This is a genomic window from Streptomyces ipomoeae 91-03, from assembly GCF_000317595.1.
In the GTDB taxonomy this organism is placed as follows: domain Bacteria; phylum Actinomycetota; class Actinomycetes; order Streptomycetales; family Streptomycetaceae; genus Streptomyces; species Streptomyces ipomoeae.
The window spans coordinates 1-1,206 of sequence record NZ_AEJC01000224.1; the positions used below are offsets into that span (position 1 = coordinate 1).

At 71.1% G+C, this 1,206-nt stretch carries 1 protein-coding gene and 1 pseudogene; both read right to left on the minus strand.

Annotated features, from left to right (window positions below):
• Positions 1 to 21 precede the first annotated feature (21 nt).
• A complete protein-coding gene (locus tag STRIP9103_RS14710; RefSeq protein WP_009310829.1) occupies positions 22 to 1,089 on the minus strand; it encodes a CU044_5270 family protein in 1,068 nt (355 codons plus the stop codon).
• Positions 1,082 to 1,206: pseudogene (locus STRIP9103_RS51505) on the minus strand (RNA polymerase subunit sigma-70); the annotation flags it as partial. The pseudogene STRIP9103_RS51505 and the gene STRIP9103_RS14710, both read right to left, overlap by 8 nt.

Below are 1,206 nucleotides of genomic sequence, written 5' to 3' on the forward strand. Positions count from 1 at the left end.
CCTCAGAATCCCCGCCGCGTCCTAGCCGTTGACCGCCGGCCGCTCCTTGGCCCTGTCGACGACCGCCCAGCTGTCGAGGTACGAGAGCTGGGTGTACCGCTTGATGTTCTTGCCGTCGCCCGAGCTGCGCTCGTCACGCATGCCGAGGAACTCGTACGTCACCGGGTCGAAGATGAAGTAGCCGCCGAAGCCGCTGCTCCCCTCCGGGAGCGTCGGGTCGTCGTAGGTGATGGCCACGCCGACACGGCCCTTGGCGTCCTTCTGGTTCGGCACCGCCTTGACGCCCGGCACCATGCCCAGCGCCTCGTACGCCGCAGCCCGCAGCCCCTCCGGCATCACCGGGACCAGCTTGAGGAGCCCAGCGAGGCTGAAGTGGAGGGACGACCAGTCCTGGTCGGTGAGGTCGTCCAGCGAGTCGGCCTTCGCCCCGCCACCGAAGGGGCCGTTCTGGATCGCGAGGATCAGCTGCTCGGGGTCGGTCGGCAGTTTCCGCAGCGTGCCCCAGTCCTGCGGCGGCCACATGCTCGCGTTGTCCTCCAGCGGCGGGGACCACCAGCCCTTGCCGATCTCCATGATCCAGGAGCGCTGGGAGCCGTCCACGGACCGCCAGTTCTCGTCGACGTGGGTCTTCGTCCTCCCCGTCTTCTGGTTGGTCTCCTTGATGATCTCCTTGGTGTAGATGAACTGGTCGTCCCGGGGACTGGCCGTCCGCTCGTGCTTCCGCTCGTACGCCGCCGCCCCGTTGAGCACGGTCCGCGCGCTCACGTTCCGCATCGGCGGGAGGCTCGCGACCGGCGGCCTCGCGGTCTTCCCCCGGCCGCCGCCGTCGTCGTCCTGTGCGGCGACCAGCACACCGGCCGCGACGGCGGCGGCGACCACGCCGGCCAGGGCGATCCGCAGGACCGGGCGGCGGCGTACCGCCGAGACGGGCCGGACCGCCGTGTTCGCCGCGCGCCCGGCGTCCGGTGCGGTGATCGCGGCGAGCAGCCGGGCTCGTCCCCGCCGCCGGGTCTCGTCGTCCAGCGGGGGAGCCCCCGCGTCGAAGTCGGTGAGGGCTCTCAGGTCCCTCGGCTCGTCGATGTCACGCATGGGCGTCTGCCTCTCGGAAAGCGGTCGGATCGGATCCGCCCAGTGCTTCGCGCAGTTTGCTGCGAGCCCGGTTCAGCCGGGATCTGATCGTGCCGACGGGCACGTCGAGGGCCTGGG

Excerpts from the sequence above, each read along its gene's own strand:
- STRIP9103_RS14710 (WP_009310829.1), bottom strand. The coding sequence starts at position 1,089 with ATGCGTGACATCGACGAGCCGAGGGACCTGAGAGCCCTCACCGACTTC.